Origin of the sequence: Anoxybacillus sp. LAT27, assembly GCF_022030075.1 — a bacterium.
In the GTDB taxonomy this organism is placed as follows: domain Bacteria; phylum Bacillota; class Bacilli; order Bacillales; family Anoxybacillaceae; genus Anoxybacillus; species Anoxybacillus kestanbolensis.
Genome location: NZ_JAIWYK010000071.1, coordinates 1 through 20,948, shown reverse-complemented (window position 1 = coordinate 20,948; position 20,948 = coordinate 1). Strand labels below are relative to the sequence as shown.

The 20,948-nt window shown below is 41.1% G+C and carries 18 protein-coding genes and 7 pseudogenes; 4 read left to right on the top strand and 21 right to left on the bottom strand.

Translation table 11 applies throughout. The annotated features are described in order from the left end of the window. Window positions 1–102: 102 nt before the first annotated feature. On the bottom strand, window positions 103–969 hold the full coding sequence (locus tag LD028_RS06900; RefSeq protein ID WP_237811367.1) for a pentapeptide repeat-containing protein: 867 nt from the start codon (window positions 967–969) through the stop codon (window positions 103–105). 14 nt (window positions 970–983) lie between these two features. Further along, on the bottom strand, window positions 984–1,313 hold the full coding sequence (locus tag LD028_RS06895) for a PadR family transcriptional regulator (RefSeq protein ID WP_237811366.1): 330 nt from the start codon (window positions 1,311–1,313) through the stop codon (window positions 984–986). A 217-nt stretch (window positions 1,314–1,530) separates the two neighbouring features. On the opposite strand from LD028_RS06895, the pseudogene LD028_RS06890 reads away from it, so the two are divergent. Next, window positions 1,531–1,932 (top strand): annotated as a pseudogene (locus LD028_RS06890) (ABC transporter substrate-binding protein); the annotation flags it as partial. A gap of 55 nt (window positions 1,933–1,987) precedes the next feature. Here the strand turns inward: LD028_RS06890 and LD028_RS06885 are convergent. The 3 genes and pseudogenes from LD028_RS06885 to LD028_RS06875 all read right to left on the bottom strand — a co-directional run. Next, a pseudogene (locus LD028_RS06885) lies at window positions 1,988–2,122 on the bottom strand (DUF4351 domain-containing protein); the annotation flags it as partial. 3 nt (window positions 2,123–2,125) lie between these two features. Continuing rightward, window positions 2,126–2,422, bottom strand: a pseudogene (locus LD028_RS06880) (gamma-glutamylcyclotransferase family protein); the annotation flags it as partial. Between the two features lie 344 nt (window positions 2,423–2,766). Next, the gene (locus tag LD028_RS06875; RefSeq protein WP_066324730.1) at window positions 2,767–2,967 is read right to left on the bottom strand and encodes a cold-shock protein; all 201 of its coding nucleotides are present in this window, start codon (window positions 2,965–2,967) and stop codon (window positions 2,767–2,769) included. Window positions 2,968–3,285: 318 nt separating this feature from the next. Between LD028_RS06875 and LD028_RS06870 the strand changes: the two genes are divergently transcribed. Further along, entirely contained in the window at window positions 3,286–4,620 is a 1,335-nt protein-coding gene (locus tag LD028_RS06870; RefSeq protein ID WP_370642816.1) for an arsenic transporter, read from the top strand. Window positions 4,621–4,661: 41 nt separating this feature from the next. Here LD028_RS06870 and LD028_RS06865 read toward each other — a convergent pair whose 3' ends face one another. The 14 genes and pseudogenes from LD028_RS06865 to LD028_RS06800 form a co-directional block, all read right to left on the bottom strand. Further along, window positions 4,662–5,327, bottom strand: a complete 666-nt coding sequence (locus tag LD028_RS06865; protein ID WP_237811364.1) for a DUF2642 domain-containing protein — start codon at window positions 5,325–5,327, stop codon at window positions 4,662–4,664. Window positions 5,328–5,365: 38 nt separating this feature from the next. After that, the gene (locus LD028_RS06860; RefSeq protein WP_237811363.1) at window positions 5,366–6,436 is read right to left on the bottom strand and encodes a spore coat protein CotH; all 1,071 of its coding nucleotides are present in this window, start codon (window positions 6,434–6,436) and stop codon (window positions 5,366–5,368) included. Between the two features lie 337 nt (window positions 6,437–6,773). Continuing rightward, window positions 6,774–7,004, bottom strand: a pseudogene (locus tag LD028_RS06855) (multidrug ABC transporter ATP-binding protein); the annotation flags it as partial. Continuing rightward, window positions 6,958–7,430: pseudogene (locus LD028_RS06850) on the bottom strand (RCC1 domain-containing protein); the annotation flags it as partial. The pseudogenes LD028_RS06850 and LD028_RS06855, both read right to left, overlap by 47 nt. A gap of 230 nt (window positions 7,431–7,660) precedes the next feature. Then, complete coding sequence (locus tag LD028_RS06845; protein ID WP_237811392.1) at window positions 7,661–8,086, bottom strand: NUDIX domain-containing protein; 426 nt, start codon at window positions 8,084–8,086, stop codon at window positions 7,661–7,663. 38 nt (window positions 8,087–8,124) lie between these two features. Further along, window positions 8,125–8,388, bottom strand: a complete 264-nt coding sequence (locus LD028_RS06840) for a hypothetical protein (protein WP_077429994.1) — start codon at window positions 8,386–8,388, stop codon at window positions 8,125–8,127. Between the two features lie 143 nt (window positions 8,389–8,531). After that, the gene (locus tag LD028_RS06835) at window positions 8,532–8,909 is read right to left on the bottom strand and encodes a VOC family protein (protein WP_077429995.1); all 378 of its coding nucleotides are present in this window, start codon (window positions 8,907–8,909) and stop codon (window positions 8,532–8,534) included. 25 nt (window positions 8,910–8,934) lie between these two features. After that, window positions 8,935–9,567 carry a class I SAM-dependent methyltransferase gene (locus tag LD028_RS06830; RefSeq protein ID WP_237811362.1) on the bottom strand — a complete coding sequence of 211 codons (633 nt, stop codon included), beginning with the start codon at window positions 9,565–9,567 and terminating at the stop codon, window positions 8,935–8,937. Continuing rightward, a complete protein-coding gene (locus tag LD028_RS06825; RefSeq protein WP_237811361.1) occupies window positions 9,564–10,703 on the bottom strand; it encodes a conserved virulence factor C family protein in 1,140 nt (379 codons plus the stop codon). The genes LD028_RS06830 and LD028_RS06825 overlap by 4 nt, the downstream gene beginning before the upstream one ends. Before the next feature lie 131 nt (window positions 10,704–10,834). After that, entirely contained in the window at window positions 10,835–11,263 is a 429-nt protein-coding gene (locus LD028_RS06820) for an NUDIX domain-containing protein (protein WP_237811360.1), read from the bottom strand. 55 nt (window positions 11,264–11,318) lie between these two features. After that, entirely contained in the window at window positions 11,319–15,731 is a 4,413-nt protein-coding gene (locus LD028_RS06815) for a coiled-coil domain-containing protein (RefSeq protein ID WP_237811359.1), read from the bottom strand. Next, on the bottom strand, window positions 15,715–16,461 hold the full coding sequence (locus tag LD028_RS06810; RefSeq protein WP_237811358.1) for a DUF6063 family protein: 747 nt from the start codon (window positions 16,459–16,461) through the stop codon (window positions 15,715–15,717). Before LD028_RS06810 ends, LD028_RS06815 begins: the two co-directional genes overlap by 17 nt. After that, window positions 16,458–17,987, bottom strand: a complete 1,530-nt coding sequence (locus tag LD028_RS06805; RefSeq protein ID WP_237811357.1) for a replicative DNA helicase — start codon at window positions 17,985–17,987, stop codon at window positions 16,458–16,460. The genes LD028_RS06810 and LD028_RS06805 overlap by 4 nt, the downstream gene beginning before the upstream one ends. Then, the gene (locus LD028_RS06800) at window positions 17,942–18,961 is read right to left on the bottom strand and encodes a Wadjet anti-phage system protein JetD domain-containing protein (RefSeq protein WP_237811356.1); all 1,020 of its coding nucleotides are present in this window, start codon (window positions 18,959–18,961) and stop codon (window positions 17,942–17,944) included. Before LD028_RS06800 ends, LD028_RS06805 begins: the two co-directional genes overlap by 46 nt. Before the next feature lie 561 nt (window positions 18,962–19,522). Here LD028_RS06800 and mntA point away from each other — a divergent pair. Together mntA and hepT are read left to right on the top strand one after the other, a co-directional pair. Further along, complete coding sequence (mntA, locus tag LD028_RS06795) at window positions 19,523–19,918, top strand: type VII toxin-antitoxin system MntA family adenylyltransferase antitoxin (RefSeq protein WP_237810803.1); 396 nt, start codon at window positions 19,523–19,525, stop codon at window positions 19,916–19,918. Continuing rightward, a pseudogene (hepT, locus tag LD028_RS06790) lies at window positions 19,908–20,314 on the top strand (type VII toxin-antitoxin system HepT family RNase toxin). Before mntA ends, hepT begins: the two are co-directional and overlap by 11 nt. A gap of 120 nt (window positions 20,315–20,434) precedes the next feature. On the opposite strand, the gene LD028_RS06785 reads toward hepT, so the two are convergent. Both LD028_RS06785 and LD028_RS06780 read right to left on the bottom strand, forming a co-directional pair. After that, window positions 20,435–20,644 (bottom strand): RpnC/YadD family protein, encoded by a 210-nt coding sequence (locus LD028_RS06785; protein WP_237810804.1) that lies wholly within the window; start codon window positions 20,642–20,644, stop codon window positions 20,435–20,437. Between the two features lie 68 nt (window positions 20,645–20,712). Further along, a pseudogene (locus LD028_RS06780) lies at window positions 20,713–20,948 on the bottom strand (DUF4351 domain-containing protein); the annotation flags it as partial.

Below are 20,948 nucleotides of genomic sequence, written 5' to 3'. Positions count from 1 at the left end.
TCTGTAAACGCGCATTGCAGTTATATACGCAACAATGAGAATACCTAAACACCATACGAGCGGGATCTATTGGATCGCGTTGTTTCGCATACCCTCCGCCTCCTATACAATGGTAACCTTTGATAAATCAGCACCTAGGCCTTTCAAGGAAGCATAGGTGAGTTTATCCATCACGGCGCCGTCAAAGCAGATGGTTGGGATGGTGCGGTAATATTTATTGGTCAAAGTGAAACCTGGATGGAACGAAGTATTTTTGAGTGTCGCTCCTTCAAAAGATGCTTCGCGCAGTGCCGACTTGGTAAACTTGACGCCGATAAAAGTATGCCCGTCAAAGCGCATTCCTCGTAGGTCGCAATATTTGAAGTTCACACCAATAAAGATACAACGCTCAAACATCGTTTTTCTAAGGTCAAGCATGGCAAACTTCACATCTGTTAGTTTGGTGTCCGTGAATTTTGCTCCTGTCAGTCCTGATTTACTAAAACGAGTGCGCACCAGGATTGATTGCGTGAGATTTGCATCTGTCAAATCAGTAGCATAGAACAGGCAATCGGTTAAATTCGCGCTCCTAAAGTTGGCTTCGCGCATATCACTTGCTTTAAATAAGCTTCCCGTTAGGTCGGCACCAGAAAAATCGGATCCGCGCAATGCACTCGCTACAAACTTTCCTTTATGTGCGGTCACCCCTGCAAAGTCTCCTTGAGCGAGGTTGCTCGCACTGAAGTTTGCCAACACTTGCCGCTCCAGCGAATGGGAGAGGTTCGCGATTTCCAAGATAGTTTGTTCAATGTCACCGATGCTCTCAATAGTCATCTTAAATGCCGTTTCATCATCCTTACCCTCAGCTTTCAGTTCACGGTATCGCTCCTGCAAATCAGAAAGTAAATCGGCTTTTAATTCAGTGATGCTTTTTACCTCATCGTATGGCGCGAAAACGCTATTTAAATAGCTAGTCAACTTCTCGTTCATCTTATCAACGCTCCTTATAACAATTTATCTAGCACGCACTTTGCGTACTCCCAGTTGCTTTTGTTACGGGCATAAGTCTCCTTGCCTTTTTCCGTAATGCGAAAATACTTACGCCGTCCACCTTGAGATTCGTCGCCCCAGTACCACTCAATATCGCCGCTGGCTTCAAGTCGTCGGAGGCTGGAATACATCGTTGCTTCCTTCAATTCATACTCTCCGCCCGAACGCTCGGCAATGAGCTTAACAATTTCGTAGCCGTAACGATCTGCTTCAGATAAAAGGCGCAAAATGATCGTATCGGTATGTCCGCGCAACAAATCGGATGTAATTTTATTCTCACCCATTATTAACACCTCACAACTATATTATCAAACAAATTACTATGTCTATCAAGGTAATATTTCTGTTTTATTACAATGTAAAATCTCATCATTTAGAAAAATAACCCGCCTATACTCATCGACACTTACTGCTCTCGACCCTATTTTTCGTTTGGTGGGAAGACAATCGCTTCATATGCTTGTACACGTATAGTCTTTTTTATTTTATTCGTCTTTGTGGCAACGAATCGTCACGCTCGCCTATGGAGAAAACGTCATTGCATTGGGTGGGAAGGTTGTCGGAATCGATGAGTGGACTTCCAAAAATCCGTTATTTCAAGAGAAATTAAAAGGAGTGGAAGTTGTTTCTGAAGATAATTTAGAGAAAATCATCGAATTAAATCCAGATTTGATTATTGGTTCTCCGACGATGAAAAACCTCGACAAATTAAAAGAAATTGCGCCAACCGTGGTGTACACGTGGGGAAAACTTGACTATTTGACGCAACAAATTGAAATTGGCAAGCTGATTAATAAAGAACAAGAAGCGAAAAAATGGGTGGAAGACTTCAAAAAACGAGCAGAAGCAACAGGCAAGGTCATTAAAGAAAAAATTGGCGAAAACGCCACTGTATCCGTCATTTGAAGGTGACAGGCACCATCGTCCATTGTTTGCGCAACTCAACAGTAAGAAATCAGAATTGGAGTGCACCAAAAAATAGAAATTGGAGCATAAACGTTGAAGGCTCATGGCGAAGATAGTCGTAGCTAAATACCGCAACCGGCAACATGCGCTTTCGGTATTTTTCAAACAAGCGGCTAAAGTAAATAAACTATACATACCCTTTGATAGCTTGTTCACAGTCTTTCACCCATACTCGCTCATATTCGTTGTTGGTTCGGCCTTCTTCGTAATCTTCTAAACGGTCCATTTGTTTGATTCCTTCTTCTGTAACGGTTAGCCATTCGCCAACAGCTACTTCTTCTCCTCCGAGCACAAGCGTTGGATACGCCCCGACGTCATACAACGGCCCGTTCACTTTTCCCAGCTGGACATGCCACACATACGGCGCGGCTACATGGTGATTTACTTCCCCAACAAGCGACGTTCCATAAATAAACACGCGATTCATTTCCTTCCCTCCTCTCTTGCCCTTACTGACCCTTTCTTTCCTTTGGCGAATGTTGGTCAAGGGCGAATCCGATCCCACCATCCCCTTTAAATACCTTAAAAAGGAATTTAAAAAGGGCTTTTCATAGATTTTTTGACACTACCCTTATACCATACCGAAAAACTTGAAACAATGGAAGCCCTACCTCTCGACCATCCTTGCAGCTCCGAAGCTGCGCCAGTGTGAATCTTGCTTTTCTTTCGTAAAATGCCTGCTTATTGGCAAAGCGTCCATTTCCCCTTTACAAGTTTGGGATCACAAAAAATGGCTCTGCCCGAAAGCAGAACCACTTTTCGTACTTACATTTATCCTTTTCGAACGTTTGCCGCTTGTGGACCACGGTTTCCGTTGATAATGTCAAATGTCACTTTTTGTCCTTCTTCAAGCGTTTTAAATCCGTCGCCTTGGATTGCAGTGAAGTGAACGAATACGTCGTTTCCGCCTTCTGTCGCAATAAAGCCAAAGCCTTTTTCTGCATTAAACCATTTTACTGTACCTGTGTTCATTTGAATTCCTCCAAAACAAATTGACCATCCTTCATTACTTCCCAATAGAAAAGTCGCGCTACCATCGTAAGGAAGGCTTGCTAAGAGGGCCTTCTCTTACGACGAGGCGCGACTTACAACGATCCTTAAATAACGAACTGAATGGTACTTACTGCATATTACATGATAAATTACCAGAAGTCAATAGCGAACAACAGCGGATTTTGGAAAGATTGAGTGAATCGCGTAGTACAAGTTCCTGGCGGGATTCGTATATATACAGTACCAATCAACCATACCGACAGCTGTCAATAACTACACGAAAGAAAGGAGGATATGATGACAACGGAAATAACGATATTAGCATTTTTGATTACGATGATGCTCGTTTACTGGCGGCCAAAAGGAATCAATGAGGCCATTCCTGCGACGATTGGCGCTGTACTGGTCATCCTTGGCGGAGCCGTGAACTCCTCTCATTTGCTCGACATTACGACAAAAGTGAGCGGAGCAGCGGTCACCATCATTGCGACGCTTGTCATGGCACTCGTACTCGAAAGCATCGGTTTCTTCCACTGGATCGCCACGTTGCTGGCCAAACGAGCAAACGGGTCTGGTCTCCGCCTCTTTTGGTATACGAATGCACTTTGTTTTCTCATGACATTGTTTTTTAACAATGACGGGAGCATTATGATTACCACTCCGATTTTGTTGTTGCTTTTAAACAGTTTTCAATTAAAAAGACACGAAAAACTTCCGTATTTATTGAGTGGAGCGTTGATTGCCACTGCCTCGAGCGCTCCAATCGGCGTCAGTAACATCGTAAATCTAATCTCGCTGAATATTATTCAGATGAATTTATATTTGCAAACAGCGATGATGTTTATTCCTTCAATGCTCGGGCTTTTGTTTTTGGTAAGCATGCTGTTTCTCTTGTTTTCCAATGACATTCCGAAAACATTGCCTCCACGAATCGTTCCGATCTCGCCTCGCTCTCTTTTTGACCATCCTCTCAAAGATCACTCTAGTGACATGAAAGTATCAGAAAAGCAGATGAAACGAATCCTTCTTTTTGTATTAGCGGTGCGAATAAGTTTATTTGTCGCCTCGTATTTCCATATTCCCGTCGAAATCGTAGCACTCACTGGATCTGTTTTATTATTAAGCTGGCGCTCTTACGCCTTAAAAATCAAACCGTACGATGTACTATCCAAAGCACCGTGGCACATTCTCGTCTTTGCGTTCGGGATGTATGTCATTATTTATGGGTTGAACCATATTGGACTTAGCCGTTTCCTTGTCGAATTATTACAGCCGTATATTTCGGATGTATTTCACGCCGTTTTCATTATGGGTGGAGCGTGGACAATATTAGCCAATATTTTTAATAACCATCCTGCGCTCATGATTGGGACATTGGCACTAACAGATATGAATCTAGCTCCTCCCCTTGTCAAAGCTGCTTATTTATCGATGATTATTGGTAGTGATATCGGCTCGCTTCTATTACCAACAGGCACGCTCGCCACGCTGCTTTGGTTGCATATTCTAAAAAAATATCGCTTCCCTGTACCTTGGGCGATGTATATAAAAACGACAATTCTTGTCATCCCGCTCACGGTGTTGTTTACACTTATGATGTTATATCTTTGGCTCGTGCTGCTTTTTCTATAAAAATCCCTCCTTCATTTGTTTTTAAGGAGGGATTGTTTTTGTTATGGGAAATGCACAATTTTTAAATGATGGATTTTCCAATATACCGATTCTCCGTTAGCTGTTACAAGTTCTACCATATTGTTTTGTACTTGTTTTAGCAACCCGATTTTCATTGGATGGTCGCCTATGTCAAAAATGACGAGTTGTCCTTCGGTTTTTTTGAGTTGCTCCTCTAATGAGCGTTGCAAAGCAAGCGTCGTCGGCTGTACGGGCAATAAATCATTCCCTAGTGTGTACGGGGTAATGCTTTTTTGATAGGGGATGAGCCATTTTAAATGTTGCAAAGAAATAAACATCGTTTTATAAACGGGGGAATAAAAGACAAAATAATCGTTCAGCACACTTGTGATATAGCCGTGAATCGTTTTATTCCCGATGACGTAAATTTCCACAAATCGCCCCTTGGCGTTTACTAACGTTTTGCGATAAGAAATATTCGTTTCTTCCTGCAAAGGAATTTCTGGGAACGGGCTAGAAATTTGGTTTGCTGGATCTATATGAAGCTTTATATGATGAATGTGTAAATGAGGAATGTACAAATATTCCTTCCCAGTGTAAATGACAACGATATCGGCTCCGACATCCACAAGCACCCCTTGAACAATCGTTCCCCCCGACACTTCTACTCGTACTTGCTTTCCAAGTAATGTTTTTAATTGATCCATGTTTCTCATCCTTTTTTCAGGCAAGTGGAGAACATTCATTACTCTCGTTTATCGTGTTTCTTCTCCCCTTTCTCCTCGTCTTTTTTCGGTTTTTCTCCTTTTGCATCTTCACCTTTTTTCTTGCCTTCCACCTCCTTCCCTTTCTTTTCCTGTGCTTTTGTTTCTTTTTCCCCCTTGCCTTTTTTCTTGTCGTCGTGCGCTTCTTGCTTTTTCGGCTCCTCTTTCCCGCCTTTTGCTTCCTGCGCTTTCGCTTCTTTTTCGCCTTTTTCTTTTCCTTCGTCTTTTTTCTTGTCGCCGTGTGCTTCTTGTTTTTTCTCCTCTTTACCAGCCTTCTCTTCCGCTTTCTCCGTTGATTGTTCGTTTTGTTGCTGGATCACGCCTTGAAATGCTCCTTTTGGTCCACAGCTTATGCTTTTAATGTGATTCGGATTCATTCGAATAATTTCATCCCCATTGAAGACGGTGCAATAGCCGTCTCCTTCTGGGACGAGAATGCCCTCGATTGCCTCCGGTCCTCCGCGATTAATCGAAACCCATGTATGCGTTAGTTCCGTGAACAATGCAGAAAAATTTGGTGTTTTCACATATGGCGGAACATTGTTCGTTGCTTTTTCCAGCTCGGTTGTTTCGTCGTTTTCCTCGGTTATATCCTCTTCTTTTTCCATTTGCACGTAAATGCTTTTTATGTGTTGAAGGTGATAAAACACAACCCCATCATCTTCCGTAAATAAAACGATATGATCGTCATTTACGTCAAGCAACGTTCCTTGTTTTGACTCTGGACCACCTTGGTTGATTTTAATCCGACGGGAGATAAGATCACACAATAGCTCCTTAAAGCTTTTGGCGCGAACAGGCTCTATGGTGTTGTTGCTAGAAGAGAAAGACGGCAGCGAATTCGCCCTGGCGTTTTCACTAATGCTTTGAACGTGATGCATTACATAATAGATAATTGAAGCTTCATTTTCGTTCGCAAGCGCAAGGTAATCCACTTGAACATCTACTAACTTTCCTGTTTTTGATTCTGGTCCACCACGATAAACGGTCACCGTTTTTCCAATTAACGCTTTCAATTCATCGTTCGGTTGATTATAGTCGTATAACGACATCCAAACACTCCTCCTTGTATTTTTATCCATAAGGGGCATCCATATTGTATATATACGTATTGTATATATACGTATGGATGAAAAAGAATGTACCTGCTCAAAAAAAATAAAAAAGAGCTGACGAACGTCAACTTCGTTACTACTTCCATTTGATGCTGCAACCGAATGTTTCTCAAGCGGCTGGAGCGATAAGAAAAGCGTAACGTTCCTGCCCATCGGCAAAGATTGCACAAGCCCCACTGAAGAGGGAACGCCTTAAGCCGATGGCGCTTGGAGCTAGCCACCCTTGTCTTTCTTATCCTTAAAAAAAGACTTGTGCGATTGTTCGTACAAGTCTTTAGGATATTTCTTGAAACTGGCGGTGGTACAACTCATAATAACCCCCTTTTGCTTGGAGCAATGCCTCGTGCGTTCCTTGTTCAACGATAGCCCCTTCTTGCAACACGATAATACGGTCTGCCCGTTGAATCGTATTGAGCCGATGGGCGATTACAAAACTTGTTCGGTTGTTCATCAGCCGGGCAAGCGCCTCTTGAATCGCCAATTCTGTTACAGTGTCGACGTTGCTTAAGCCCAACGGTGTGCCAGTCACCCGCTGCAACCGCTACAATATCACGCCAGTCGTCTACATTGCATTGGCCTTCAGTGTTTCGTCCAACAGCCACTACCTTTCCATCCAAGCGAAGTCCGATGGTATGACGCTACCCCGCAGCCACCGCCACGATATTGCCCCAGTCGCTCACATCGCATTGGCCATGTTTATTCCATCCAACAGCCACCACTGTTCCGTTCGATTTAAGCCCAACAGTATGAGCATTGCCTGTATTCGTTGCCATATGAACATTCCCTGCCGCAATCGCTACAATATCACACCAATCGCTTACCTCACACTGTCCATACGCATTATCACCGACAGCTACTACCGTTCCATCCGATTTAAGCCAACGGTATGACGACGACCAGCCGCTATAGTATCCCTAGGTCGGCTTTTCATTTTTAATGTCCCTTCTTTCAGTGAAATATAATGCCTTTTTCCTCCGAAAAATAATCTTTACTCATTGTGCTCATTGATCCCTAACGCTCAACGAGCACAAGTTCCAACAAATGTAACAGCTGAGGCTGATGTTACAAATACTAACAAGAGAATGAAAGCAAGTAATAAAGAAGAATCATTTTTTACCCGATTAATCTTATGCGTAAAACATCCTTAATGGTGCTTGCTTTCTAAAAATAGTTCAATATTTCACGCGGCGCAAAGTTTTTTATTTTCTTCAACTCTTCCTTACTCCACCACTTTAAATCAATAAACGTATCTTTCTCTTTTTCAGTCATATTTTCAATCGATAATATCGTGTCGGATTGAATCGTTATCTTATAATAAATCTCCCGGCTTATAAAAGAATTGCTTTTTCCTTCAATGAATACATCGATTTCAAATAGTGGTTCGTCATGAATATCAACAACAATTCCAAGCTCTTCACGTAGTTCTCTTTTCAAAGCTTCGATCGGGGTTTCCTTTCCCTTGATGCCACCTCCGGGAGTTACCCATAACACGACATTTCCTATGACATCCGTAAATTCAAATTTTTGAAGAAGAATTTCATGATATTCATTGGTGATTACTGCCCTAGCGCATTTGCGTATTCGCATCATGTTTTTCCCCTTTATTTTTGCCATGCAGTATATCTTTAAGTGATGTGCCGATATGCTTTCCGACATTGACGGCAATATTTCACTTTCTGAAATGTTGAGCGATCCTCTGGATGTAAAATTTTAAACGCCTCTAACTCTCCGTCGGTAAACGCTCTTTGATTGCGATCAACATAGAAATCTTGCAGCTTTCCACCACATTTTGGGCAATAGTCCCGTTCTCGCCGTATCACATAAATAAGTCCAAATGCACTCGTTACAACAATAAAAATAGGAACGAAAAAATTTAGAAAATTACCCATTGCTCTCAACCCTCAACTAAAATTACTACCTTTATCCTACATAAAAACTTAAAAAAAACGATGTCGAATTTTGTCGTGAAAACAAAAAAAGACAGAGGGTTTCTCCACTTCTGTCTCAACTTATCTGCAACATCCAACGAGGACTATTGCCCTCGCTGTTTCTCCAAAAATTCTATTCGGTTGTGAAACGGATCAAGAAACGAGAAGCGAGCAATACCAGGAATGGCTTTTTCGTCTTTCGTCACTACTCCCTTTTCTTCCAAATAACGTCGTACTGCCTCAATATTTTCGACTTCAAACGCGGGGTGGCTTTTGCTTCGATATCCTTCGCGGTTTTCAACTCCGATATGTAGTCCAATATCGCCAACTTCATACCAAAGCCCGCCACTTGCTTTCAACGTTTCCGGTTTTTCGATTTCGCTAAAACCGAGCACCCCTGTATAAAACGCTCGCGCTTCGTCCTCTGCACCGATCGGAATGCAAATTTGCACATGATCGAGCCGTTTGATAACAATGTTCATTTGGATTCTCCTCTATTTTTAAATATTATCGTTTTTGACATTTGATCATGATAAATTTAAACGGAGGTTTGTTTTCCATGTTCTTATGCGGCTCCACTACCTCTGAATATTCTACTAATCCATACTTTCCAAACTCTTGTTTTATGGATTCATGATCATAAAAAAACATTTTTAACCCTTCCATAATCTCAAAGTAGTCCTTATCTAGTTGTTTCCCTTTTCCAAACATCGGTGCTTCTTTTGAAATAGTTGTAAAAATCATATAACCATTTGGCGTTAACTGATTATAACAATCTTGAATAAACTTCTCTCTTTCGCGCTCATTCAATAAGTGAATTAGCGCGTGGCAAAATACGCCATCATAAAGTTGGTCATCAAAAGGCATGTCAGTTACTGAACCATGGAAAATAGGAATATGAAGCCCGTGTTGCCTTGCTAATTCGATAGCTGTTTTTGAAATCTCAATACCTGTTACGTTTATTCCGTTATCGATAAAAACTTTTGCGTTTCTTCCATACCCAATACCTGGAATTAATATATTTTTCACTTTCTTTTCAAGGAAAAAGTCTTTTGCTAAGATCGCAGACTCTGAAGGTTCAAATCCCCACATCGTTTGTTTCTCAATAAAACTGGACTCCCAGAATTCTTTCGTATTCATCTATTCCCTCTTCCTTCCTTCCTACTATCTGTCATTTGTTTCCAAACAGATCCTTTCGCTTCTTCGCCGCCTTCGATGCGTTCAATCGCCATTTTTACTTGCATGCTTACCTCAAATTCCGGGTCGTTTTCGGCCGCTTTTAATGCAGGCAAGACGGATTCATCACCATTTTCGTATAAAAACATCGCGGCACGCCAGCGAACGAGCTTGCTTGCGTCGTTTAGCGCTTCAACCATGACAGGAATGGCTTCTACGTCACCAATGTCAGACAAACAGTCACCAGCGGTACGGCGCACAGAAACGGCTGGGTCTTTTAGTGCCTCATATAAATACGGAAGCACGCTTTTGCCACCAATCATTCCTAAATACGCAGTCGCTAAGCGACGAATGGCGACTTTTTCGTCTTTTAACGCCTTTGCCAATACAGGCAAATCGGTTTCCTTCGGCTCTATCATTTGTTCCAACGCCGCATATCGTTTCGTCCAGTCTGGGTTCTCTAGCATTTGTTCTGTTACTTGAATGCTTGTTCGTTTTTGTGTTTTTGCCTGTTCGCCTTGTTTAAACATGTGCACGAGCCGTTCAAGCCGTTCGGGTGGATAAGCGGCAGACAATTCCTCAACAATATCAGCGCCGATTTCTTCAAACGTTCCGTACCGCACGCCCTTTTCGACCCATTTTCGCTCTATGACGATATTCCCCGCATGTTTTTGCGCTTCTAGCACCGCATCGACAAACGGCTTTGGCAAGCCCACACGTCTCTCTTCGTGACCGTCCGTTAACTTCACTTGCATCGGCAAGCCATACAACATTTGCACATACACTTTCACTTCGCCAAAATGATCGTTGCGTACGGGCTCATTATCTTGGAGTTCCTCCACCTGCTCGCCAAATACTTCGCGCACTTTTGTTAAAATCGGTTTCCAGTCATATTTCGCATGCCGTTCGATAGCTAAAAAATCAGCGACATGATAAATGCCTTTCACGCCTTCAATTTGCAGCAATTGCTGGATAATGGCAGGCGCATGCGCAGCTTGCGCAGGTTTATAGTTATAACTTGTGCCAAATGGAAGCTCTTCATCAAGCAACACTTTCATTGTATTTGGACTTGGCGTTGGTTCAATCGATTGAATTTTCATTTCTTTCTCTCCTATCCTCTACAAAAAATACCTCGTAACTTCATTAAAAAGGAAGAAACAAAGAAAAGCAAAAGTTTCGCTCAATAAAAAAATACCACCTCTATAAATTGCAGAGATGGTTTCACATCGTCTTACACAAACACTTTTGTCAACAAAATGTGTCGTATGTCGTCATGAAGCGTTTCATACTTAGAATCGTTGAGATCTTCTTTCGTTACCCAAGCAAATTCAGAATGTTCGTCGTTTAGTGTAAGTGAAGAAATATCATCATTTTTTGGTTTGACAAGATACGTGAAAACAACCCGATATATATCTTCGTCACCACTTTTGCTTTTTAAATTACGAACAAATAACTCTTCTAGCAATTCTACATCCAAATTAATTTCTTCCTTTGCTTCTCGAAACAAACCTTGGACAGGAATTTCCTCGTACTTAATTTTTCCAGCTGGAACGTTCCATACATTCGGAGCTACCTTACAATGCTCTGCACGTTTCGTTAAAAGAACTTTTTCATCGTGCCATACAATCACTTCAACAGAAATTCGATAATTCGGATACATACATTTTTCCTCCACATTATTAAAAATCAAAGACAATGACTCTTTTTCCCCATGCTCAAAACAACTCTAACTGTTCTGTTTCACCTAACCGTTCAAGTGATTTCGGATCATGATCTTGAAAATAGGCGTGGTGAATCCACTTTTCCTGCGTCATAATTTGCTTGTTCGAATCAGATGACGAACGAAGTCGGCAACTATAAATAATTGGGAAATAATCACGCAAAAACTTCCCCTCTGCATGCGCCGTCAATGCAATGATTTGAAAACCGAGCTGCTCTGCGACAAAAAACACCGGTCTTAACACATGATCGCTTGATGCTTTTCCGAACGGATTGTCCAAAATAACCGTGCGATGTCGCCTCATTTTCGGACGAATATGCTGCTTTTTCTCGGCAACGTAGTTAAGAATACCCAAAAAGAGCGTCATGTTTTTGCTCCATTTTTCACCGCCAGACCAGACGTTGCTTTGCTCCCACGAATACGAGCGCGTCGTTACTTTATTGTCGTTCGTTACTTTACGACAACTTACTTTCATTCCTTCATTGTTCATCACTACTTGTAGAAGTTGCTTCGATTGAAGCCACATTTCGATTTCTTTACGTACTTTTGCCTCGTCTTGCTGACCGTGTTCGTTTAGGAAACGTTCAGATTCAAGTTGTTGCAGCATCCATTCAATATAGTTGCGGATACGCATTTTACCGACTTCTTCTTCCCAATCTGGAATCGCAAATGTGAAAATGCGCTTCCATTCTTCTCCGACTTTTACTCTCGTTTTGTTCGGTATTTGCCTTAACTCTTCAACTAACGTACGCAAATGTGTATGAATATGGTTAATAAACGCCTGTAACTCAGTATCTTTTTGACGAATATGTTCATTAGCGTAATTCGTTGCTCGCTCCACACTTTGCATCATATGGTTTTTAAAAGCGATAGTGTCTTCATACGTTTCTTTATGCTCGATGCCGTTTATAGCTGTTTGTTGCATTTTTACATCTTGGATTGATGTACGACAAAATTCTTTAAATGACCGCTTCTCTCGTTCTACACGTTCTTTTGCTAATTCAACCGCTTGCTTACTCACTTTCAACCGTTCGATCACGTGCTCAACGAAATGACAACGATTGTACGTGAATGATGCGACTTCTTCTTCGTTCAACGATAAAGCAATGATCGCTGGGGAATGAAAATGATGCATTTCTTTTGCTACGTGAAGCGATCGCTCTGCTTGCTCAATATCTCTTATCTCCTTCGTGAGCCGCTCTCGTTCTTGTTCGAGAAATGTTTTTCGTTTCATAAGCATTTCTCGTTCCACATCCAATTGCACAGCAACATCACCCAGTTCATTTGAAAATGACCATTTCTCTTCGTTTGGAAATTGCTCCTGAAACTGCTCCTCTTTTGTCTTCACGACACCTTTTTGTTGTTCTTTTCGTTTTAACGCTTCTTGCACTTGTCGCTTCAGATGTTTCAACGATTCATGAGCCGATGCCATTTGTTCCTCAAGCCGTTCAAGTAAATACTCCCCATCACTTGGGAATACCATTGTTTCATCTAAATCAACTTGTTTCTTTTTTAACTTATTGATCTCATGAGTAAGGCGATCAATCTCCCTTTGAGCCGATTGTTTCTTTTCTTTCCACTCACCGTATGATGTTTTAATCCCTCGAATACGTAGCTCGAACTCACGAATGTTTTCGCGGATGACGTCCTCGCTTTTCCCCGAATAAATAGGGATGAGATGACGGAGCGAACGATAATCGTAATGTTGTTCAATTGAACGTCGCTCTGTGTCAAGTGACCGAAGGCGTTCTTGAAGCTCTATGCTTTGTGCATGTGCATCTTCTAGAGAACGAGTAAAACGCACGATTTCTTTTGTCAACGATGTAAGCTGCTCATCAAGTATGTGTATTTGCTTTTGTCCTTCTTGCACTTCTTTTTTATATTGAATATAGGTCGTGGCATCTTTTATTTTATCGCGAAAACCACTTAACTCCCCTTCGTATTGGCTAACAAGCGACTCATCTCGTTCAACATGCAATCTGCATTCGTTTATACGTTTTTTTTCTTTTTCGATTGTTATCGCTAATTGTTCTATGCTACGTAAAAGATCAGCATGTTCCATACGAAGCGACTCGATGATTTCGTATGGGTAAGTGGCTAAAAACGTGTGCCATGCTTGTTGTACATCTTGCCAAATCCTTAGCTCTGCTTCTTTCTCCTGGCGGCGTTGCATTATATGTTCAGCGTTATCACACATACGTTTTTTCCAAATCGCGAACGATGTCGGATCGCTTACTTCCTGCCAATAGTATGGTGCAACCCACTCATACGATATATGTTCATTTTCCACACGCGATGCCTCGTCAACAGACAGCACGACAATTGGCCCCTGCATTCGATCGCTACATTGTCGCACTTTTTGTATTAGCTGCTCTTTCGCTTTCGCAGTTGTAATAAGCGTCATTGGCCAAAGCGGGAACACTTGCTTTTTCTCTCGTTCTTCTTCCTCAAGCGACTGCAAATACTCCACACCTGTAGCAAGGAGATGAAATTGACTTTTCCATGAAGAAACCTGTTCTGCTAAAAATGGATCGGAGAAAAACAAGTCTTGTCCACCGTACGCATCGACAAACCGTGAAGCAATCCGTTCCTGCACTAAAAGTTTTTCACGTTCTTTTATCCTTTTTTCGATTTCCTCATGAAGCCTCATTTGAATCGTCTCTTCTTGAATATAAACGCTATCAAGCGCTACCCATTGTGGCCGAACAGAAGCAAGCTTTTTTATAAGTGCTTGTTCCTCACTCTCTATCATTTGAATGTGTTTTTCCAACGCTTTACACTCTGCCTGTTTATTGGCTCGTTGCTTTTCAAGTTCCTCTTTATGCGCTTCTACTTCCCGTTCCAATTGTTTCAATTGCTTTATTTCTTGGCGCAAACGAACGAGTTCTTCATCTAGCCATTGTTCTCTTTCCATCCATTTTTCCATTTCTTCTTCAACAGATTGTTGTGTTGGGTTTGCTAATAAGCGTTGTTTCAAATGCTCCATATCTTTTTCTCTTGCATGAATGACTTTTTGAATGCCAGCTCGTTTTTCGCGTGTCTCTTGCTCTTCTTTCTTACGTGCTTCAATGTCTTTTTTCCATTGTTCTACTTGTTTTTGAATAGGACGGAGCTCATAGCGCACATTTCGCTCGTCTTTTTCGATTTTTTCCAGTTGTTCCATAAACAAACCGAGTAGTGAACGACGAGCTACTTCTAATTGCTCCTCATAATGAGCGAGCGTTTCATCTTCTTTTAACTTCTCCATCTGCTGTTCGATATGTGCTAGCATTTCTACATATTGCTTTCGTGCAGACTTATACTTGGCCAGTTGAAGCGAATAGTATTCGTGCTCCAAACGCATCATTTCTTCTTCTTTTTCTTTTTCCTGCACTAACGCTTGTTCATATTCCCGTTCAAATTCATTGAGCCTCATCTGTTCTAATAAAATATGATACGTTGCCCGCTTTTTCCGATGAGTCAACTCAGCGTTTCGCCATTCTTCCCATTGCATCACATTGTCATTTTGCTCGTTTTCATACGTTTGTTTTTGTTTGAGCGTCTCGAGCCATACTCCTTTGGCATGTTGCTTCACTTGTTCATACAATAACTGTTGCTGATGAAGCTGTTCATATACACCAACATATTGCTCAAGTTGTTGCTGAATACGTTTGTTTTCTTCAATCGTTTCTTTTAGCTTTTTATAATGCTTAAAGCTTGCAAGTTGCTTTTCAAACAAATCAGCAAATCGTTTCTCATCATGCCCAACAATTGCACTTTCAACAATTGGAATAAGTAGACGATCGAATAGTTGATTTGTCGTTTTACATTCATCAAAAAACGTCTCAACACCACCCTCTGTGCTATTAATTTTAACAATACTTTCCCATTCGCTTGAAATAATATGATATTGCTCTTCTAGAAACGATTTATATTCTTTTATTGTTGAAAACGTGCGAGCGAACATCGACTTTACTTTCATATCATGATAATAATCTTGCATTTCACCTCGTTCCGCTGGGCGTTTTCCGCTTCTTCCTTCGCGTACAAATGGAATACCCTCAATCCCATGTGGGTCGTTCGCGTTATATTCATATACGTAACGGAGCGAGTCTAATCCGTTGTTTGTCATAAAAAGCGATACAGCCGTCACAACATATCGGCGCGGTTCATCATTTAACAACCATTCAATTGCAATATGTGCGGGCGCGTTTTCTAATTGAAGCGTTTGTTTTATTTTTCGATCCGCTAAATCAACGTGCGGCAAAATCGCTTGCAGTACAGTGTGGATGAATACCGTTTTTCCACCCCCGTTTTCAAGCAAAATCGCTCCATTATGCCCATCAAACCGAAACAATTCATCGTTATACCGCTTGCGACCTTCTTCATAAACAACGTTCGTCAGCCGAATTTTACTGATCGCTGGCATCTTCATTCTCCCTTTCAAATCCGTAAATAAACTCAAAAATTCCACGGTTATATTCAACATCCATGAAAAAGCGTTGCACAATCGTTTTTGCTTTTTCTGTTAATGTGACTTCATGGTTGCCGATATCAACTAAAAGCTCTTGATCGATTAAAAAGCGTCTTGCTGTATCAAGGAAACTCAGACGACTGATCGTAGCGCCACTTTGCCTTTTTGCTGTCTCTTTAATATCATCCATGGCCTCCCATTTCTCAATAATCACACTCCAATTGTAAGAAAACTCTTGTTCCCATTGTTTTAATTGTTCCGCATCGTGGCGCTTCAATTGATCGATACGCTCCTGCACAAGTCGTGCCCATTCATCCATTGCTAAAAATTGTCGCGTTGGTTCTTGAGTATGATACGAATCGTAAAAACTTCCAAACAACACGAGCGATACAAAATAAAGCAAATATAAATCGCCGTTTGTAGCGCCTGAACGAAGATAATGACGCTTAACCCAATCGTTACTTACATGAAATGGTGACAATTTTGTGCGCGGTATAAGAAACAATTGCTCGCTCGTCAACACAATAACACAATCGACTTCACGACTAAACGCATCCAAAAGGGCGCGAATTTCATCATCACTTTTATAAAGCTGTACCGCTTGCGCATCTGCAACTCCTTGTCTTGCAAGTATCGTATATAATTGAAAAGCTTGCATAACTTTTTGTTCTGAATAATCTCTCATCGTTCCCTCACCGCAATTATCATATTTTGAATGGAAAACCGTTCACATTTTTGGATGACGGTTTTCGTTTCTTCTACCTCAAGTACATACGTGCCGAGAAATAAAATCGCCTCTCCAAACAATGCTTCTCCCTCTTCCCTGTCCATTTCTTTCTGAATAGGCGAACGTTGATGCATAAAAAGCCAAAAGTCATAAAATGATCGATGTTCATATAAATACGACTGACCAATGTCATCTAAGTAATCAAAAAATGAAGAAAGCGTATCAACACGTCCTAACTGATATGCCTCTAACAAATGTTGCATCAATAATCGATATCGGCTTTTCAGCCATGTACGATACGGGTCAACATATTCAATATTGTCTGTTTCTAAGAAGTGCGGATGTATCTTTTCTTCACGCTCTTCTATAATATTTTGTTCTTCAAAAATGGTCATTGGCGACCAATATTTATTTTCCTCTACTTTTAAAAACGGATGAAGCACCCCTTTCATCGCTTCAATCGGAAGTGGCGCAGAGACGATGTACGACACGATATCTTGGTCAAAATTAAACGAATGAAGTCTCGTATAGTACAGCGATTCTTGAGCGGTCACAAGCGTCGTGTTTTTCAATGAAAGCGCCTTGTCAAGAAGTGCGGAATGGGCATAGTGCACTGATTCTAATTCCCGAGCAATTTTCAGCACAAGTTCATACGTCTTCTCTTCTTTTTGATGCACATCACGAGCATATAATCTCTCTCTAGTGTCGTTGACAAACTCACGCAGTTCTTTAAACTCCTCATCTTCACGTGTAAGTCGGCTGTAAATATCGTCCAAAAGTTGCCTATATCGCTCAAACGTTTCTTCAGAAATAATACTGCGCTGAATTTCATGTTTAAGACGGCTCATCCGTTCTTCCAACGTTTCGACATCAATGCGCATTTCGTTAATTTGTTTCAACGCTGCCACAAATTCTCCTTTTTCTAGCTGTTTTCGCAACATAAGTTGGTTGATAGATAATTGAAATTCACTATAAAACTCTTTCGTCGCAAATAAAAGCTCAAGCCCATCTTCATCGAGCGTGTAATATTGTGTATTCGTTCTCGTGTCAAAATCATGCGCTTTTAAAAGTGAATATTCAACCACACTTTCTTCACGCTGTTCCCAATCGTAAAATGGATAGCTTCGCTTTTTCCCAGATGTAGGACGAAATGTTTGAACAATCGTCCGTGCTAGCTGTTCACACAACTCATCATCTAGCACATATACGTGCTCAGTCAATTGTTTTAAAAACAAAGCAAGCTGTTTAACTCCAGTTTTGTACTGCCGTATAAGCTTTTGTTCAAAGAAAAAAAGGAGCGTCAACAGTCCGAGCCCTTTCATATCAATAGGTTGCCCACTTCGATCAGTCGCCCGCATCCGTTCAAGGTCTAAAAGCGGACTAAACAGCGCCAGTCTTCTTATTCGTTCACGGTAACCTTCTGTAATGCCTGACCATGCTAACTTGTCCAATCTGATTCCCTCCAAATATGCTGCAATTCCCATGTTTTCAACGTTTCTTGTGGATAGTATAAACCAGAAACAAGAAGTTCAGAAAGTCGGCATTTTTCATCTAGCTCAAAATAAGAAAGGAACGACAGAAGTGCTTCCGCTCGCTCAACTTGATACTCTCTGCCACGCGTTGGCTCTTTTTGCAAACATGCTCGATAAAACGGGAGTGCAGGCGAGACAGGGATTTTTTTTGAAAGCGAGTACCAAATGGAAACACCTTCGCGATCAATGTCACCGAAATAGTAGAAACGATGATCTGCTTGGATTGGATATTGCATCGAAAATTGCTCAATGCTATTAATTACACTTTTTCCTCTTCCATAAATGAGCGTAGAAAAAACCGTGCCACAAAGCGCAGGCAAAAGCGCTTGATACGTCGTTTTGTTTTCAACAATGAGATGAAGCTGAGATGTCCTTGTCACATTCGTTGGGTTGATCGCAAACATTAAAGGATCGGAAACGGGAACAATGCGAAGGAGTTCAAAAAGACCAATGCGTTTCAGTACTTCTCTCCCTCCTCCTTCATCGATCCATTTTTCATCACCAACTAACTCCATACTTCGCTCCGGCGCAGCCGCTACTTCACAAGGGAGATCATGAGTTCGTAAGTATGAGTCAATTTTTAAAATAAATGGCTTGTCCCGCTCCCATATAGAAGGTTCCTTTCCATAATACTCGTCAAGCTGAATGGCTGAATGAAGTTGATTTTGATAGCGTTGTAACTCGCGATGATAGTCTTTCGTTAAAAGATGTTTATGGATACGATATTGAAATGCAAGCGACGGTGTTCGTATCGTCCTCCCTTTTGCTTTTACCATCTCAATGGTCCCTTTCGCCTCCAATGCAAGCACCATTTCAGCAAATTCTTCATACGTATGCACAAAAGGCTGAATAATTCGTTCCAACTCATCAAGCGAAATCGTCCGTTTCGAAAACAACGCCAATTGCTTTTCTATTTGTTCTTGCATCGTTTCAACTCCTAGAAATTGAACTTTTTTTATTTATTATACAAGAAATGATGGATGAAGGTGGGGGTTTGTGGTTACATATTAAGCCAAGACTTTTTACTTCAATCTCACTCATGGTGCTAGTTTAACGCTAGCCTATGGCTACCCGGTCTACAGGAACAGGAAAGTGCTCTTGCGTGGGTGATTCTGCGTTAGCTCAAGTTTATCTAGCACCAGGAGTATTACTTGAACATTTATAAACAGTTGTATTCGATTTTTTATGACACGCTTTATTTATGTTTACGATAAAAAACAAGTACACCAGCAATTTTTGAGAATGATTGTTCAGAAAATATACTGTTTGCCCATTAGATGTTGAAATAATCCTGTCATTCAAATACTTTGAATAATTAAGTAACAAAACACTTCATATGACTGTAGCAAATGGTGATCAAAAGAGGCGGCCATCCTTTGGAATAACGTTGTAATCACATAAAAAACTAAGTTTTCTATAGGGACGTGACACACACAACCGAAAATCATATAATTGTAATAGCATGGAAATAAAAGGACGGTGACCAGATGGAACAAATCATTGTGGAAACATTAAAGAATGCGGTCTCCCCTTCTGTCATTTATTTGTTCGGATCAGCAGCAACAGGACACATTCGCCACGATAGCGACATTGACATTGCTTTTTTGAGCGATGAACGATCATTAGACCACTATGAACGCTTTATGCTTGCACAACAATTGTCAGAGCAGTTACAACGAGACGTCGATCTCATCGATTTAAAACAAGCGAGCACCGTTTTTCAAGCACAAATCGTCAGTAGCGGGAAGGTCATCTATTGTGCAGACGAACAAAAACGGGCAGAATATGAATGGCTAGTGCTGAAAATGTATGCAAAACTAAACGAGGAACGAGCCGAAATTTTGCGAAACATTGTGGAAAGTGGGTCGGTTTATGATTCATGATGTCATCCTAAATAAAATCAGTGTCATCGAACGGTGTCTGAAACGTATTCATGAAGAATATGAAAACAACCCAAAACATTTGGAGAATTACACAAAGCAAGATTCCATTGTCCTCAACCTCCAACGAGCGTGTGAATCAAGCATTGACTTAGCGATGCACGTCGTTGCACAAAAAAGCTCGGACTTCCACAAACAAGCCGAGACGCTTTCACTCTTTTAGAACAACACGGCATCATTTCTTCATCTTTGTCACAAAAAATGAAAGCGATGGTCGGATTTCTCAATATCGCTGTGCATGACTATCAAGAACTGAACTTGACGATTTTACAAAAAATACTCGACAACCATTTAACAGACTTCACCGAGTTTACGAAAGCGATTGTTAGGCAAAAGTAGGCGGTGCGAATATGCACCGCCTTATCCACTACTTTCAATCCCAATGTTTCTTTCACTCATCTAAAAAGGCAGGGAGACGCTGTTGATGCGGAGTGATGAAAACTCAAACAAGAGATGACATCACTTCAACCCCTCAATCTCTTCCATAGACAACTCCGTTAGTTCATGAATTGTCTGTACATCGTAGCCTTTTTCCAGCATCTTTTTCGCAATCTGGCGCTTTTCTTGTTGTAACCCTCGTTCCACGCCTTCTTTCAAACCCTTCTCTAGCGCTTTTTTCTCATATGAAATGATTAAATCCAACACTTGTTCTTTTTCTTTCGTTTCCATTTCATTCACCTCGTTTCGTAATTGTTGTTTCCACATGCTTGGAGGAGTGGCATCACACCGAATTTTTCTCAACTTTCAAGCAAATGATGTACTTCTTCTTCCGTAAGATCTACAAGGTCTGCGATTTCTTTTGGTGTCATTCCTTTTTTCGACATATTGCGAACAAGATGTTTCATTCCTTGTTTAAATCCTTCCTTTTTTCCCTTTTGTTCATACGAGATTAACAATTCCAGCACTTGTTCTTTTTCTTTCGTTTCCATTTCATTCACCTCGTTTCGTAATTGTTGTTCTTCCTCATCCGACA